The following is a 16183-nucleotide window of genomic DNA, read 5'->3' on the forward strand; positions in this document are numbered from 1 at the left end:
ACAGGGGCTACGCATGGTCGAGGGTTTGGGGAGGATCGGCTTCGGCCTGTTCGGGCTGGCGGTCCTGATCGGCATCGCCTGGTTGTTCTCCAACAACAAGCGGGCGGTCGACTGGCGCCTGATCGGCACCGGCGTGATCCTGCAGGTGGCCTTCGCCGCCGTGGTGCTGCTGGTCCCGGGCGGCCGCGACGTGTTCGACTGGCTCGGCAAGCTGTTCGTCAAGGTGCTGAGCTTCGTCGGCGAAGGCTCGTCCTTCGTGTTCGGCAGCCTGATGGACGCCAAGAGCTACGGCTTCATCTTCGCCTTCCAGGTGCTGCCGACCATCATCTTCTTCTCCTCGCTGATGGGCGTGCTCTACCACCTCGGCGTGATGCAGGCGGTGGTGCGGGCGATGGCCTGGGCGATCACCAAGGTCATGAAGGTGTCCGGCGCGGAGACCACCAGCGTCTGCGCCAGCGTGTTCATCGGCCAGACCGAGGCGCCGCTGACGGTGCGCCCGTACATCCCCAAGATGACCCAGTCCGAGCTGCTGACGATGATGATCGGCGGCATGGCGCACATCGCCGGCGGCGTGCTGGCGGCCTACGTGGGCATGCTGGGCGGCGGCGACCCGGTGCAGCAGGCGTTCTACGCCAAGCACCTGCTGGCGGCCTCGATCATGGCCGCGCCGGCGACGCTGGTGGTGGCCAAGCTGCTGGTGCCGGAGACCGGCACCCCGCTCACCCGCGGCACGGTCAGGATGGAAGTGGAAAAGACCACCAGCAACGTGATCGACGCCGCCGCGGCCGGTGCCGGCGACGGCCTGCGCCTGGCGCTGAACATCGGCGCGATGCTGCTGGCCTTCATCGCGCTGATCGCGCTGGTCAACGCGCCGCTGACCTGGCTCGGCGAGGTCACCGGCCTCGCGGCCGCGATCGGCAAGCCGACCAACCTGTCCACGATCCTCGGCTACGTGCTGGCGCCGGTGGCCTGGGTGATCGGCACGCCGTGGGCGGACGCGACCACGGTCGGCGGCCTGATCGGGCAGAAGGTCGTGCTCAACGAGTTCGTCGCCTATACCGAGCTGTCGCAGATCGTGAACGGGCAGTTGCCGGGCGTGGCGCTGAGCAAGGAAGGCACGCTGATCGCCACCTACGCCCTGTGCGGCTTCGCCAACTTCAGCTCGATCGCGATCCAGATCGGCGGCATCGGCGGGCTGGCCCCCGAGCGCCGCCACGACCTGGCCAAGTTCGGCCTGCGCGCGGTACTGGGCGGCTCGATCGCTACCTTCATGACCGCCACGATCGCCGGCGTGCTGTCGCACTTCGGCTGATCGGCCCCGTTTCCAGAATCCACCAAGAGATACCTGCATGAGTTCGGTTGTTGTCGTCGGTTCCTTCAATGTCGATCACGTCTGGCGTTGCGAAACCCTGCCGGCGCCGGGTGCGACGATTGCCGGCCGCTACAGCACCGGCCCGGGCGGCAAGGGATTCAACCAGGCCGTCGCCGCCGCGCGCGCCGGCGCCAGGACCACCTTCGTGTGCTCGCTCGGCGACGACGCCGGCGGCGCGATGGCGCGCGGGCTGGCCGCGCAGGACGGGCTGCTGCTCGCGGCCGAGCCCAGCGGCGAGCCGACCGGCACCGGCGGCATCTACGTCGATGCGCACGGCCGCAACACGATCGTGATCGGTCCCGGCGCGAATGCCGTGCTGAGCCCGGCCTTCATCGAAGCGCAGCGCGCGCTCATCGGCTCGGCGCAGGTGGTGCTGGCGCAGCTGGAATCGCCGGTGGAAACGATCGAGGCCGCCTTGCAGCTGGCGCGCGAGGCCGGCGTGCCGACCGTGCTCAACGCGGCGCCGGCCAACGCGCAGAGCACGATCGGCCTGCTCAAGGCCGCCGACGTGCTGACCCCGAACGAGACCGAGTTCGCCGCCCTGCTCGGCCGCCACGTCGGCGAGCGCATCGCCGCGGACGACGTGGCCGCCACCGACGGCAACACCTTGCATGCGCTGTGCCGCAAGCTGCTGCCGGGCGGCACGGTGGTCATCACGCTCGGCGCGGTGGGCGCGTTCATCTCGCACGCCGACGAACAGCTGCGCGGCGACACCCAGCCGTACTACCGCGTCGCCGCCGAGAGCGCGCAGACCATCGACACCACGGGCGCCGGCGACGCCTTCAACGGCGCGCTGGCGGCCTCGCTGGCGCAGCAGCCGGGCGCCCCGTTCGCCCAGCACGTGCGCTTCGCCAACCGCTACGCCGCGCGTTCGACCGAGGTCGCCGGGGCCGCGGTATCGATGCCGCACCTAACCCCGGACGCCGCCGCCTGACACCCGGCGGATGCCCCGCGCGTCCGCCCGCTCCCGCAGGGAAAGCCGCGCATGCCGCCGCATGGCATGTGTCGGCATGGGATGCCATCTTGATTCGATAACGAATCTCATTAACACTTCGCGGCTCACTTTCGTCCCCGCGTGCCGCCCATGCCCCGCCGTCGCCTGCTCTGCTCCGCCCTCCTGGCCCTGTTGGCCGCACCGCTTGCCCAGGCCCAGTCCGGCGACGTCGTCGACCTCGACCAGCTGACCGTCTCCGCCAGCACCAGCCGCATGCCGACCTCGGACGCGGCCCTGCCCAACACCATCACCGTGATCGACCGGGTGCAGCTGGAGCAGCAGCTGGCGCTGACGCAGGACCTCTCGCAGGTGCTGTCCAACCTGATCCCCTCGTTCTCGCCGAGCCGGCAGAAGCTCACCAACGCCGGCGAGACGCTGCGCGGGCGCAAGCCGCTGTACCTGGTGGACGGCGTGCCGCAGTCCACCCCCTTGCGCGAGGGCGGCCGCGACGGCCACACCATCGATCCGGCGATGATCGAGCGCATCGAGGTGATCCACGGCGCCAACGCGCTGCAGGGACTGGGCGCTTCCGGCGGCATCATCAACATCATCACCAAGCGCGCCCCGCGCCAGGACGGGCAGACCTTCCAGGAGGTCAACCTCGGCGCCAGCAGCGCGCTGCCGCACGAGAGCGACAGCACCGGCTACCGCGGCTCCTACCTGTTCGGCACGCGCCAGGGCGCGTTCGATTTCGTCGGCGGCGCCTCCTACGCGAAGGAAGGCCTGTACTACGACGGCGACGGCCATGCGATCGCGGTCAACGACGTGCAGGGCGACCTGATGGACGCCAGCAGCCACAGCGCGTTCGCCAAGGCCGGCTGGAACATCGACGATCGGCGCCGCCTGCAGCTGACCACCAACTACTACGAGCTGCAGGGCGACAACGACTACCTCACCGTCAACGGGAACCCCGCCACCGGCCAGCTCGCCACCTCCCGCCGCGGCCGCAAGGACGCCGACGCGCCGCGCAACCGCTCCACTTCGCTGGCGCTGGACTACAGCGACACCGCGCTCGGCGGCGGCTACCTGCAGGCGCAGGCGTACTGGGTGGACTTCAAGGGGCTGTACGGCTCGACCGCCTTCACCAACCTCTGGAACGACGGCCGCAACGTCGTCGACCAGTCGCAGAACGCCTCGGAGAAGTACGGCGCCAAGACCAGCTGGTCGCGCGGCGAGCTGTTCGGCCTGCCGCTGCGCGCCACCTTCGGCCTGGACCTGGCGCGCGACCGCACCTACCAGGAACTGGTGCACAGCGGCCTCAAATGGGTGCCGGCGACCACCTACACCTCGTTGTCGCCGTTCGTGCAGACCGAATGGCGCCTGGCCCCGCAATGGCTGCTCACCGCCGGCCTGCGCTACGAGCATGGCGAGCTGGAGGTCGACGACTTCACCACCATCCCCAGCAACAACGGCGGCCAGTTCGTGCGCGGCGGCAAGCCCACCACCCACGAAACGCTGCCCAACGCCGGCCTGGTCTGGGAGGCCACCGATGCGTTGAAGCTGTACGTCTCGTACTCCGAGGGCTACACCGTCGCCGACATCGGCCGCGTGCTGCGCTCGATCAACGTCCCGGACCAGCGCGTGGACAACCTGGTCGACCTGCGCCCGGTGATCTCGGACAACCGGGAAGTGGGCGTGGACTACGACGACGGCCGCTGGCAGGTGCACGCGGCCTACTACTGGTCCGACGCGGACCGCGGCACCCGGCTCGACTACGATCCGGCCATCCAGAGCTACCGCGTCGCGCGCGAGCGCACCGAGATCCGCGGCTTCGAGGGCAACGTCGCCTGGCAATTCTCCGAGCGCGGCCGCGTCGGCGCCGCCTATGCCACGACCGTGGCGCGCTACGACAGCGACGGCGACGACCGCGTGGACAGCGACATGCCCGGCGCGAACGTCAGCCCGGACCGCGTCACCGCGTTCTGGCAGCAACAGTGGACCCCGGGCTTCTCGACCCGCCTGCAGGGCAACCGCGCGATCAGCCGCCGCTTCGACCTGCGAGGCACCGAGGTGGGCCGCTTCGACGGCTACGCCACGCTCGACCTGCAAGCCACCATCGCCTTGCCGCTGGGCCGCCTCAACCTGGGCGTGGAGAACCTGCTGGGCGAGCAGTACGTGACCTACTACTCGCAGACGACCCCGCGCAACGACACCTACACCGCCGGCCGCGGCCGGGTACTGACGGTGAGCTGGGGCAACCGGTTCTGAGTGGATTGCGGTGGTGATGCGACAGGGCTGATGGATAAGCCCTGCAGAGATTCACCTGCAGCAATTCATTAGCGCACCCGACGACGGGTTCTGCTGTTGCTGTTGCTGTTGCTGTTGCTGTTGCTGTTGCTGTTGCTCGTGATTTTGCTTTGAGCTTTTGACTTACCGGGGCCCTCCGAAGCGGCGGAGACAATGGGAAACACCCGAAGGGCGGCGCACAGGGGCTCGCCGGAAAAGGCGAAGCACCGCTTCGCCCCGGCGGGCGGGCATTCGCCGCGCGGCGAATGCCCCGGGCTCGTCCGCGTAGCGGACGAGTGCGCCGTTTTCGGCCGCGACAGGAAGTCGCGTCCGAAAATCCCATTGGCTCCGCGAACCCGCAGCGTAGCTGCGGGCGCGTAGGCGGGGTGTGCTTGATCAGCCATGACCAGCCATTCGGCTGTTGTGAAGCGCTTCGGCTGCTGGGAAGCGATTCCCGCCTTCGCGGGAATGACAGCAATGGAGATCACGAGGCTTCGCCCGTACCCTCATCCGCCCCTGCGGGGCACCCCGCTTCGCGCCCCGGCCTGGCACAGCGCGCCAGGCGTTCAGACGTATGCGAACCCATGGTTCGCAAGCAACACGCCTTCACCCCGGAGGGAGAAGGGAAGACTTCGCGCCTGAACGCCGAAGAGAGAAGGAAAAAAGCTCCGCCACGACACTCCCAGTACAATGCGCCCCATGCGCATAGGCCCCTACCCGATCGAACCCAAGGTGATCCTGGCCCCCATGGCCGGCGTCACCGACAAACCGTTCCGGCAACTGTGCAAACGGCTCGGCGCCGGCCTGGCCGTGTCGGAGATGACGACCAGCGACCCGCGCTTCTGGAACACCCGCAAGTCGCGCACGCGCATGGACCACGCCGGCGAACCCGACCCGATCAGCGTGCAGATCGCCGGCACCGAACCGCGGCAGCTCGCCGAAGCCGCGCGCCACAACGTCGACCATGGCGCCCAGATCATCGACATCAACATGGGCTGCCCCGCCAAGAAGGTCTGCAACGCCTGGGCCGGCTCGGCCCTGATGCGCGACAAGGCACTGGTGGCGCGGATCCTGGAAGCCGTCGTCGGCGCCGTGCAGGTGCCGGTGACGCTGAAGATCCGCACCGGCTGGGACTGCGACCATCGCAACGGACCGGCGATCGCGCGCATCGCCGAGCAGAGCGGCATCGCCGCGCTGGCGGTGCATGGGCGCACCCGCGACCAGCACTACACCGGCCAGGCCGAGTACGAGACCATCGCCGCGATCAAGGCCCAGCTGTCGATCCCGGTGGTGGCCAACGGCGACATCGACTCGCCGCGCAAGGCCGAACAGGTGCTGCGCCAGACCGGCGCGGACGCGGTGATGATCGGCCGCGCCGCCCAGGGCCGGCCGTGGATCTTCGGCCAGGTCGCCCATTACCTCGCCACCGGCGAGGAACTGCCGCCGCCGCCGTTGCCGGAGGTGCGCGAGATCCTGCTCGGGCACCTGCGCGAACTGCACGCCTTCTACGGCGAACTGCAGGGCGTGCGCATCGCGCGCAAGCACCTGGGTTGGTACGCGAAGGATCATCCGGAGAGCGGCGCGTTCCGCGCGGTGGTCAACCGCGCGGAAACCGCCGAGGAACAGTTGCGCTTGACCGCCGGCTACTTCGACCGGCTGATCGCCGGCGACGTGCTGTCGGCCGCCGCGTAGCCGCGGCGTACGCCCCGTTCGGGTCCGGCGCCCGGGTGGCCCTGGCCCTGCCGCGGTCGGCGCCGGAGGTGGCCGGGGCGCGCGCTTCGCACCGCCCCGGCCGCATCGGCCTCAGGCCGCGACGATGAAGCGCTTCTCGTCCTCGATGAAGCTCTTATCGCCGATCGGCGCCTCGTTGGAGCCGAACGGCATCTGCGCACGCAGCTTCCACGACGCCGGCACGTTCCACTCCTTGCGCACGGCCTCGTCCACGATCGGGTTGTAGTGCTGCAGGCTGGCGCCGATGCCGGCATCGGCGAGCGTGGTCCAGACCGCGAGCTGGGCCATGCCGGTGGAGTGCTCGGACCAGATCGGGAAGTTGTCGGCGTACAGGGTGAACTGCTCCTGCAGGCCCTTGACCACGTCCTGGTCCTCGAAGAACAGCACGGTGCCGGCGCCCGCCGCGAAGCCGTCCAGTTTCTGCTCGGTCTGGGCGAAGCTGTCGGCCGGCACGATCTTGCGCAGCGCGTCCTTCACCAGCTCCCAGAACTTCACGCTCTGCGCGCCGAACAGGATCACCGCGCGCGAGCTCTGCGAGTTGAACGAGGACGGCGCCTGGCGGATCGCCTCCTTGATGAGGGTGGCGGTTTCTTCCTGGCCGATCGGCAGTTGCCTGCCGAGCGCGTACTGGGTGCGGCGTTTGCTGATCGCTTCGAGCGCCTTGTTGGTCATCGCTTGCATCCTCTTGGGGGATTGGGGGATGCGCGACAGGCGCATCCGGCTGGCCAAGAGGATAGGGAGGCTTGCGAAGACGCCTAGGGGGCAATCCGGCAATGGATCGTTCCACCCAGGGAACGAGCCAATAGAAATCCGATTAATTCACACAAAAATGCAGGCAATCCACGGATGGAAATCGCGCCCTGCCCGGCTGGATGGATTACTTCAGGCCACCCGCGGCCAGGCTTGCCCGGCGCCAGCCCGCGCCCGCGGCGCGACTTCCTTCAGGACCTGGCCGGTATGGGTGACCAGTTGCAGCGTGCCGTCGGGGTTCTCGCACAGCGCGGTCAGGCTTTCCACCCAATCGCCGTCGTTGGCGTAGATCAGGCCGTCGCGTTCCAGCAGCGCGGCGCGGTGGATGTGGCCGCAGACGATGCCGTCCAGGCCGCGCCGGCGCGCATCGGCCAGGCCGGCGTCGACGAAGCGGGCGATGTAGCGCTCGGCCGCGCCGCTCTGGCGCTTGAGGTATTCGGCCAGCGACCAGTAGCGCAGGCCGAGCCGGTGGCGGATGTGGTTGGTGAGCTTGTTGCCGGTGAGGATGCGGTAATAGAGCCAGTCGCCGAGCTTTTCCTGCAGGCCGCCGAAATGGGTCTGCGCGTCGTAGTCGTCGCCGTGCGTGACCAGCAGGCGGCGGCCGTCCGCGGTGACGTGGATGGCGCGGCGGCGCACCTGCGTCATCGGCAGCGCCAGGCCGCAGAAGCGGCGGATCGCACGGTCGTGGTTGCCCGGCACGTAGATGATCTCGGTGCCGGCCCGCGCCAGCGCATGCAGCGCGTCGGCCACGCGCTGGTGCTCCGCATCCCAGTGCGCGCGGCGCTGCGACATCCACCACAGGTCGACGACGTCGCCGACCAGGTAGAGCGTGCGGCAGCGCAGGCGGCCGAGGAAATCGGCGATCTGCGCGGCATGGCAATGGCGGGAGCCGAGGTGCAGGTCGGAAACGAACACCGCGCGGCGCGCGGGCTCCAGCGTCAGGACGTTCATGCGACGGCCTCCTCTTCGTGGCGGGTACCCAGGTAGCGCTCGCGCTTCTTCGGCTTGAGCCGGTGCAGGTCGACCTCGATCAGGCCGTCCACCGCGTCGTTGAAATCGGGATCCACGCCGAAGGCGAGGAAGCGCGCGCCGCCGGGCTCGCACAGTTCCACGTACTGCTTGTAGAGCATCGGCACCGCCGCGCCGAGCGCGTCGAGGTTGTCCTTGAGCACGCGGAACGCGGTGGCCGCGTCCAGTTCGGCGAACAGCGCCTCGGGGATGTCGGGCGCGAACGGGCGCTTGGCGGCGGCTCCCTCGCCGGCATCGCCGTGGTAGTGGCGGTAGTACGCGACGATCTGCGCGCGCGCCGCCGGCGGCAGCGCGGCGCTGATCGAGACCGCCCCGACCAGGTAGCGGAGGCGCGGGTGCCGGCGCAGGTAGGCGCCGATGCCCTGCCAGAGGTAGTCGATGCTGCGGCTGCCCCAATAGTCGGGCACCACGAAGCTGCGGCCCAGTTCCAGCGCCTGCGCCAGCCGCGGCACCATCGCCTCGTCGTAGTCGAACAGGCTGGCGGTGTACAGCCCGGCCAGGCCCCGCTGCGCGAGCAGGCCGGCGCAGCGCGCGACCCGGTAGGCGCCGACGATGCGGCCGGCAGCGCCGTCCCACAGCACGATGTGCTCGTACCAGGCGTCGTAGCGATCGAGGTCGCGCGACAGGCCGGTGCCCTCGCCCACCTCGCGGAAGGTCAGTTCGCGCAGCCGGCCGATCTCCAGCAGCAGCGGCGCCTCCGCGGCCAGCCTGCCGTAGCGCACCTCCTTGCCGTCGAGGGTGTGGCCGAGCAGCTCCAGCCCTGCGATGCCCTCCAGCACCTGCCCAGGCGGCAGCGCCTCGGCCAGCGGTTCGGCGCGGCAGCCGCCGGCCAGGCGGCCCAGCGCATACAGTTCGCGGCGCAGCGCGTGCAGCTCGCGCTGGTCGTCGCTGCCGTCCTCGGGCAGGCGGCGCGGCTCGCCGATGTGCAGCCGCACGCGCTGCGGGCGCCGGCGCGCCAGCGTCTCGCGCGCCAGCAGCGCGGTGCCGGCCGGCTTGAACACCGCCGAGGCCCCGTAGAACAGCGCGGAATTGCGCGCCTGCACGCAGACCGGCAGCACCGGCGCGCCGGTGCGGCGGGCGAAATGCAGCACGCCGCGCCGCCAGCGCCCGTCCTGCACGCCGCGCCAGCCCAGCCGCGAGACCTCGCCGGCCGGGAACACGATCACGCAGCGCTCCTGGCGCAGCGCCTCTTCCACCGCCAGCAGGCTGGTCCGCGAGGGCTGGCCGCCGAGGATGCGCACCGGCAGCAGCAGCTCGCGCAGCGGTTCGATCACTTCCAGCCAGTCGTTGGCGACGATGCACACGTCGCGGCGCACGCGGCCGATGGTTTCCAGCAGCGCCAGCGCGTCGCGCGCGCCGGAGGGGTGGTTGGCCAGCACCAGCACCCGGCCCTGGCGCGGGATGCGCTGCAGGTCCGCCGCCGGCACTTCGCAAGTGGTCCTCAGGAAGTCCAGCGCGGCACGCACGAAATCCAGCCCGCGCAGTTCGGGCCGGTCGGCCAGGAAGCGCTCGGCCTGTCCCAGGCCCGACCAGCGCCCGAAGCCGCGCAGCAGCGGCCTCACCAGTTTCGCCCTGCGCCCGTTGAACAAGCCCGGATACCGTTGCTGCAGGGTCTGCTCAAGCAGTGTCGCCATCGCGGCATCTCCATTCCCCGTTGCGCCCATGCTCCGGAGCGGTGGCGACGGTCATGTTGCAGCGGCAAGTCAGTTCCGTGACGGCGCCGGCGTCCCGCCTCGCGGCGCCCGGCCGCCCCCGTGCGCCGGGCGGCCGGGCGCCGGGTCCCGGCGCCCGGCGGACTTAACCCCGGTGCAACCTCGCGCACGGCACAATGCACGACCGCCCCGGCGCGTGTATCATGCGCGCCCATCTTTTCATCCGAATCAAGGGATATAGGCTGATGTCCAGCTACCTGTTCACTTCCGAATCGGTCTCCGAAGGCCATCCGGACAAGATCGCCGACCAGATCTCCGATGCGGTGCTGGATGCCATCCTGGCCCAGGACGCCCGCGCCCGCGTGGCCTGCGAGACGCTGGTGAAGACCGGCGTGGCCATCGTCGCCGGCGAGATCACCACCTCGGCCTGGATCGACCTGGAGGCGCTGACCCGCAAGGTGATCCTGGACATCGGCTACGACTCCAGCGACGTCGGCTTCGACGGCGCCACCTGCGGCGTGCTCAACCTGATCGGCAAGCAGTCCCCGGACATCAACCAGGGCGTGGACCGCAAGAAGCCCGAGGAACAGGGCGCCGGCGACCAGGGCCTGATGTTCGGCTACGCCACCAACGAGACCGACAGCTTCATGCCGGCCGCGATCCACCTGTCGCACCGCCTGGTCGAGCAGCAGGCCAAGATCCGCAAGAAGAAGAACTCGCCGCTGCCGTGGCTGCGCCCGGACGCCAAGTCGCAGGTCACCCTGCGCTACGAGGACGGCGTGGCGACCGCGATCGACGCCGTGGTGCTGTCCACCCAGCACGACCCGGGCGTGAAGCAGAAGGACCTGATCGAGGCCGTGCGCGAGGAGATCCTCAAGCCGGTGCTGCCGGCCAAGTGGCTGCACAAGGGCACCAAGTTCCACATCAACCCGACCGGCAAGTTCGTGATCGGCGGCCCGGTGGGCGACTGCGGCCTGACCGGGCGCAAGATCATCGTCGACACCTACGGCGGCTGGGCCCGCCACGGCGGCGGCGCGTTCTCGGGCAAGGACCCGTCCAAGGTCGACCGCTCGGCCGCCTACGCCGCGCGCTACGTCGCCAAGAACGTCGTGGCCGCCGGCCTGGCCGACCGCTGCGAGGTGCAGGTGTCCTACGCGATCGGCGTGGCCGAGCCGACCTCGATCTCGGTGACCACCTTCGGCACCGGCAAGATCCCGGACGACAAGATCGAGAAGCTGATCCGCAAGCATTTCGACCTGCGCCCGTACGGCATCATCAAGATGCTCGACCTGATCCACCCGATGTACCAGCCGACCGCCTCGTACGGCCACTTCGGCCGCAAGCCGAAGGAGTTCACCTACGTCAACGGCGCCGGCGAGACCGTCACCGCCACCGCGTTCTCGTGGGAGAAGACCGACAAGGCCGAGGCGCTGCGCGCCGACGCCAAGCTGAAGTAAGCCGGTCCGGCCGCGCGCCGGTCGAAGGAAGGCCGCCTCCGGGCGGCCTTTCTTTTTGGGCCGGCGCGCGCCGGGTGCGGTTACCCGTGCCGGACGAGGCCGTCCACGCCGGCGCTGGCGACCGGGGCGAGCACTCGGTTAGCCTGCGGCCCTCACCTCCAGCGGCGCACGCCCCGATGTCCGAGCTCAAGTCCCACCAGCTGTCCATGACCGTGCTGATGTCGCCGGAGATGGCCAACTTCTCCGGCAAGGTCCACGGCGGCGCGATCCTGCGCCTGCTCGACCAGGTCGCCTACGCCTGCGCCAGCCGCTACGCAGGCCGCTACGTGGTGACGCTCTCGGTGGACCAGGTGATGTTCCGCGAGCCGATCGCGGTGGGCGAACTGGTCACCTTCCTGGCGTCGGTCAACTACACCGGCACTTCGTCGATGGAAGTCGGCATCAAGGTGGTGGCCGAGGACATCCGCAAGCAGAGCGTGCGCCACGCCAACAGCTGCTTCTTCACCATGGTCGCGGTCGACGACGAGGGCAAGCCCACGCCGGTGCCGCCGCTGGAGCCGCAGAACGCCGACGAGAAGCGCCGCCACGCCGCCGCGCAGATCCGCCGGCAGCTGCGCCAGGAAATGGAACAGCGCCACCGCGAACTGCTGGCCTCGATGCCGGAGGCGCCGGTCGCGGCGATCTGAAATCGCGATGCCCTGCAGGAGCCGCTTATGGGGGAGCGTTACCGGGAAAACCCATCGCGGCTGAAGCCGCTCCCACAAGAGCGGCTTCCCTACAAGAGTTTAGCGATGCCGCTATGGCGATGCAGGTTGCGCAGCTGCGCGCAGCTGGGTGACGAATGCCTTCAGCGGGCACCGCATCGATGTCGCCGCCTTTCCGCACACCGCCGGCGCCAGCGCCTGCCGCAACGGCGGATGCGCCAGGTCCAGCGGCCGCAGTTCGCGCAGCTGGTCCAGCGACTGCGCCAGGTACTCCACGCGCACGTAGCGCGCTCCGCTGGTGCCGTCGCGCCAGCGCTCCAGCGCCAGCATCCCGCCCGGCGGCGGATCGTCCGCGCCATAGCCCGGCAGGTGGAAATGCACGCCCAGCAGGCTGGCCAGCGCGGCGATGTGCGTATCGCTGCCGACGAACAGCGACACCGTCGGCGCATCGCCCTCGCCCAGCCGCGCCAGGACCTCGCGCGCCAGCGGCGCGCCGGCGCGCGAGGCCATGTAGCGCGGACGCGCGTGGACATCGAACAGCAGCGCGTGCAGGCGCGAGACCGCCTCGAGCCGCGCCGGCGTGGCACGCCCCCAGGCCACCTGGTCGAGCGGCAGGCCCTCGGCGTACTGCAGCAGGAACACCTCGCCGGTACCCGACGTGAGGTCGACCGGCCCCTTCAACGACAGCCCGCGCCCGTTCGCCGACGGTGCCAGCGACGACGGCATCGCCGCGAAATCGCAGCGCGGCCCGCAGCCCAGCAAGGCCTGCATCGCCGCCAACTCTTCGCGGTGCGCGGCCGCCAGCGCGGCCGGCCCGCCATTCTCGCGCTGGATCGAAGCGACCGCCGCGCGTGCGTCGAAAGCGACCGCGCCGGCCTCGACCGGACGGAACAGCGGATCGTCGCTGCCCGGCGCGCGATGGCCGGCGACGAGCCCGCATCCCGGTGCCAGCGCATCCACCAGCAGCTGCCCGCTGTCGATGGTGCGCGCGTCGGTATTGGCCCACACCTCGACGGCGCCCGCGGCCGGGCAACCCTCGTGCGGCAGCGCGCCTGCCTGCCGCAGCCATTGCCGCAGGTAGGCGCCGCTCAGGCGCACCGCCTCGCGACCGTGCGGGGTCAGCAGGCTGGCCGGCGTGTCCCAGTGCGGCCAGGGCGCGTCGGCGTAGCGCGCCGCGGCGGCCTCGCCGTCCAACGGCGCGCGCACGCCGTGCCGGGCCACCAGCACGATGCGCTCCAGTCGCCAATCCGGGGGCGCGGGCCTGCCCCACGCCGGCAGCGGTGCGAGGCAGGCCAGCAGCAGCGCGAGCGCGCCATGGACGCGGCGGCGACGGTCCGGGCGCCTTTCCTCAGAAGGCATATTTGACCGTCAGCAGGCTGGTCATGCCGGAATCCACGATGTCCGACAGCGCCGTGCTGTTGTGGCCGACATGCGCCCAGTAGCTCACGCGCTTGGTCAGGTTGGCCACCGACAGGTCCGCGCGCCAGCGTTCGCCGAAGGCGTAGCCGACGTGCAGGTCGAGGCGCGAACTCGGCTTGACCCACAGGTCGTCCCACTTCGCGCCCTGGCGCAGGTAGTCGTAGGCCGAGATGAACTCGCCGGAGTAGTGGTAGATCAGGTTCACCGACAACGGGCCGTGCTCGTAGAACAGCTCGGCATTGGCCATCAGGTCCGGCGCGTTCTGGATGCGCTCGTCGTGGAAGCCTTCCATGCCGAGATCGACATGGGTCTTCTGGCGGGTGGCGTTGAGGCTCACGCCCAGGCCGTCCAGCAGCGGCGGCAAGCCCTGGAAGCGCTGGCGCAGCGCGGCCTCCAGCCCGTACACCTCGCCGTCGCCGCCGTTCTGCGGGCGCCTGTGGATGACGCCGCCGTCGCCCTGGAAGTCGCCGGCGTTGGCCGCGTTCGAACCGCTCTCGTAGATGTAGTCGCTCAGGTGCTTGTAGTAGACCGCGAGCATCGCGTGGCCGCCGGCATCGTTCTGCCATTCGCCGGACATGTCGAGGTTGACCGACTTGATCGGCTTCAGGTTCGGATTGCCCTCGGTGATGGTGGTCACGCCGTCTTCGGAAACGTCGGAAGACACGCCGCCGCCGAGCTGCACGAATGCCGGGCGCGTGTAGCTGGTCCACGCCGACGCGCGGTAGACGCTGCGGTCGCTCGGGCGCCAGTTCAGGAACACGCTCGGCAGCAGTTCGTTGTAGCGCGTGCGGTTGTTGTCGAAGTGGCCGGCGACTTCGTTGCCGTCGGCGTCCTCCGGCATCACCCAGAAGGTGTTGCGGATCGAGGTGTGCTCGTAGCGCAGGCCGGGGATGATCTCCAGGTCGCCGAAGCGCAGGTTCGCCATCACGTAGGCCGAGGACACCGCCTCGGTGCCGCGCATCGTGTTGCAGTTGTAGTTGTTGACGTACAGGCTGCCGCAGGTATCGAAGCTGTCGGCGGCGAGGTTCCGCGCGATCAGGTTCTTCAGCCCGGAATTGCTGAGCTTGACCGTGCTCCAGTCGTACTTGCCCGGGTACACCGCGTCGTACTCGCCGGTGACCAGGCCGGTGTCGCGCAGCAGGGTGCCGTCGGTGTACTTGGCGGTCGTCCAGTCGCGGCTGGTGAAGGTGCGCGAGCTGTCCACGTACTTCGCCCCGAACTGCACGTTCTGCAGCGCGCCCTGCTCGAAGTCGTAGCGCACGTCGAACTTGGCGCCGCCCTTGTCCTGGCCGCTGTACTCCTTGGTCAGCTGGCCGGTGCGGCGCGCATACAGGCCGCCGATGTCGTTGAGGCGCTGGCGCATCTCCGGGGTGAGCAGCGGGACCGGGAAACCGTCGCTGTCGTAGCCCAGGAACTGGTTGGCGCCGTAGCGGGGATTGGCGCCGTCGGAATACTGGTTGGTGCGCGCGGAGATCTCGATGTGGTCGGGGCGGTCGTTGTCGCCGAAGCTGTAGAACACGTTCGGCGAGAACGTCCAGTTGCCCGACTGCTTGTCGGCGCCGACCTGGAACGTGGCCAGGTCGGCCACCTCCGGGTTGGTCTCGTACCAGTAGCGCACCGAGTAGTTGCCGATCCGCGGCTGGTACACGCCGTCGGTGCCGGTGGCGACGTAGCTCACGTCGCCAGGGATCAGCTGCGAGTAGCCGGTGTTCTGCTCGGTCTTGGCGTAGGCGTAGGTGGCGCGCGCATACAGGTGCAAGGTCGGGTCGACGCGCCAGTCGAACGAGGCGTTGCCGCCGTAGCGGCGCGTGGTGCCTTCGGAATAGCCGACGTTGAGGCCGGTGCCCATCAGCGATTGCTGCGGATCGTAGCCGTCAGCCAGCGCGCCCTTGGCGTTGGTGCGCGCGAACTCCCAGGACCCGTCGTTGCTGGCGGTGGTGGCGCCGGCGACCTCGCTGTTCACGTAGCTGCGCTCGTCGTAGTACGCGCTGGCGTAGAAGCCGAACTGGTTGTCCTCGCCGAAGCGGAAGTGGTACTCCCCGGCCAGGCCGCCGCCCAGGCCGTCCTGGTCGTAGTCGCGGGCGCGGCTTTCCAGGCGGCCGCTGGCGGTGACGCTGCCGCCCTGCGCCTCGCCGTAGTCGAACGCGGTCGGGGTGCGGTAATCGATGGTGCCGCCGATCGCATCGCCGTCCATCGCCGCGGTCGAGGTCTTGTTGAGCACGATCGTCTGCAGTCCGGACGGCGGCAGCAGGCTCAGCTGCACGCTGCGGCTGTACGGCATGCCCTGCGCGACGTTGACGCCGTCGATCAGGTTGACGTTGTACTCGGCGTTGAGGCCGCGCACCGAGGCGAACATGCCTTCGCCGCGCGCGGCGCCATCGATGCCGCCGAAGTAGGACTGCCCGGTGTTGATCACGCTGACGCCGGGCATCAGGCCGAGCGCCTCGGCGATGTTGTGCACGGCGGTGTACTTCAGGTCGTCGGCCGACAGCACGCTGGCGGTGTTGTCCGCGGCCATCTGCATGTCGGTGGCGTTGTAGCGGGTGGCGGCGACGGTGACCTTGTCCAGGGTCTTGGCGGAGGATGGCGTGGCGGACGTTTCCGCGTCCTGTGCGGCATCCTGCGCTTGCGCGTGGACCACCGGCGCGACGCCGAGCAGCGCGGCGACGACGGCACGCGAAAGGCGGCTCTGGAAATGGATCGAATGGGGCATGGGGGAATACCGGACGAAAATGACCACGGCGGAACGGTCCGCCGGGCGAGGCGAAGGGGGATGCCAGCAGCACCGCCGGGCGATGGCGGCGCGCAATTGTTCGCAGGCGTGCTTGCAGTTGTGTGACAACGATGTC

General features: G+C 69.7%; 12 protein-coding genes. 6 read left to right on the forward strand and 6 right to left on the reverse strand.

Annotated features, from left to right (window positions below):
- Positions 1 to 13: 13 nt before the first annotated feature.
- The 3 genes from M3M27_RS16500 (at position 14) to M3M27_RS16510 (ending at position 4574) form a co-directional block, all read left to right on the forward strand.
- The gene (locus M3M27_RS16500) at positions 14 to 1312 is read left to right on the forward strand and encodes a NupC/NupG family nucleoside CNT transporter (RefSeq protein WP_140723909.1); all 1299 of its coding nucleotides are present in this window, start codon (positions 14 to 16) and stop codon (positions 1310 to 1312) included.
- Positions 1313 to 1349: 37 nt separating this feature from the next.
- Entirely contained in the window at positions 1350 to 2306 is a 957-nt protein-coding gene (locus M3M27_RS16505) for a ribokinase (protein WP_140723914.1), read from the forward strand.
- Between the two features lie 150 nt (positions 2307 to 2456).
- Entirely contained in the window at positions 2457 to 4574 is a 2118-nt protein-coding gene (locus M3M27_RS16510; protein ID WP_140723918.1) for a TonB-dependent receptor, read from the forward strand.
- Positions 4575 to 4642: 68 nt separating this feature from the next.
- On the opposite strand, the gene M3M27_RS16515 is transcribed toward M3M27_RS16510, so the two are convergent.
- Positions 4643 to 5080: a hypothetical protein gene (locus M3M27_RS16515; RefSeq protein ID WP_434026305.1), complete on the reverse strand. Its 438-nt coding sequence runs from the start codon at positions 5078 to 5080 to the stop codon at positions 4643 to 4645.
- Between the two features lie 211 nt (positions 5081 to 5291).
- On the opposite strand from M3M27_RS16515, the gene dusB reads away from it, so the two are divergent.
- Positions 5292 to 6284, forward strand: coding sequence for a tRNA dihydrouridine synthase DusB (gene dusB / locus M3M27_RS16520; RefSeq protein WP_434026306.1), 993 nt, complete (start codon positions 5292 to 5294; stop codon positions 6282 to 6284).
- A gap of 111 nt (positions 6285 to 6395) precedes the next feature.
- On the opposite strand, the gene M3M27_RS16525 is transcribed toward dusB, so the two are convergent.
- The 3 genes from M3M27_RS16525 to M3M27_RS16535 form a co-directional block, all read right to left on the reverse strand.
- Positions 6396 to 6995, reverse strand: coding sequence for a nitroreductase family protein (locus M3M27_RS16525; RefSeq protein WP_140723924.1), 600 nt, complete (start codon positions 6993 to 6995; stop codon positions 6396 to 6398).
- Between the two features lie 210 nt (positions 6996 to 7205).
- On the reverse strand, positions 7206 to 8024 hold the full coding sequence (locus tag M3M27_RS16530) for a UDP-2,3-diacylglucosamine diphosphatase (protein ID WP_434026307.1): 819 nt from the start codon (positions 8022 to 8024) through the stop codon (positions 7206 to 7208).
- Positions 8021 to 9736, reverse strand: a complete 1716-nt coding sequence (locus M3M27_RS16535; protein WP_177497770.1) for a lysophospholipid acyltransferase family protein — start codon at positions 9734 to 9736, stop codon at positions 8021 to 8023. Before M3M27_RS16535 ends, M3M27_RS16530 begins: the two co-directional genes overlap by 4 nt.
- Before the next feature lie 263 nt (positions 9737 to 9999).
- On the opposite strand from M3M27_RS16535, the gene metK reads away from it, so the two are divergent.
- Positions 10000 to 11211, forward strand: coding sequence for a methionine adenosyltransferase (metK, locus tag M3M27_RS16540; protein ID WP_140723931.1), 1212 nt, complete (start codon positions 10000 to 10002; stop codon positions 11209 to 11211).
- A gap of 176 nt (positions 11212 to 11387) precedes the next feature.
- The gene (locus tag M3M27_RS16545; protein WP_434026308.1) at positions 11388 to 11897 is read left to right on the forward strand and encodes an acyl-CoA thioesterase; all 510 of its coding nucleotides are present in this window, start codon (positions 11388 to 11390) and stop codon (positions 11895 to 11897) included.
- 111 nt (positions 11898 to 12008) lie between these two features.
- Here the strand turns inward: M3M27_RS16545 and M3M27_RS16550 are convergent, their stop codons facing one another.
- A complete protein-coding gene (locus M3M27_RS16550) occupies positions 12009 to 13274 on the reverse strand; it encodes a histidine-type phosphatase (protein ID WP_434026309.1) in 1266 nt (421 codons plus the stop codon).
- Positions 13264 to 16047: a TonB-dependent receptor gene (locus tag M3M27_RS16555; RefSeq protein ID WP_434026310.1), complete on the reverse strand. Its 2784-nt coding sequence runs from the start codon at positions 16045 to 16047 to the stop codon at positions 13264 to 13266. The genes M3M27_RS16550 and M3M27_RS16555 overlap by 11 nt, the downstream gene beginning before the upstream one ends.
- Between the last annotated feature and the right edge of the window lie 136 nt (positions 16048 to 16183).

It is taken from the genome of Xanthomonas boreopolis (assembly GCF_046529185.1).
Lineage (GTDB): Bacteria > Pseudomonadota > Gammaproteobacteria > Xanthomonadales > Xanthomonadaceae > Pseudomonas_S > Pseudomonas_S boreopolis.